The following is a 227-nucleotide window of genomic DNA, read 5'->3' on the forward strand; positions in this document are numbered from 1 at the left end:
TTACCATCAGCACTAATAGTTACATTACCTTTGATATGTTTGTTTTCACCTTGTACAGTAACATGACCTTTACCATCAGCTTCTACACTAGCAGTAGTCTTCTTACCTTTACCAGCAGAAACATTAGAGTTAGCATTTAAAGTAACTTCACCATTAACAATACTGTTTTGACCTTTAATAGTAGCAGTACCATTAGTATTAGCATTACCTTCTAACTTGTTAACACC

General features: G+C 33.9%; 1 protein-coding gene. It reads right to left on the reverse strand.

What is annotated here, in order from left to right:
- Window positions 1-227, reverse strand: a 227-nt coding sequence (locus IMK15_RS06405; protein WP_226869241.1) for a hypothetical protein, incomplete at both ends; no start/stop codon positions are given.

Source organism: Sneathia sp. DSM 16631 (assembly GCF_014892235.1).
Classification (GTDB): domain Bacteria; phylum Fusobacteriota; class Fusobacteriia; order Fusobacteriales; family Leptotrichiaceae; genus Sneathia; species Sneathia vaginalis.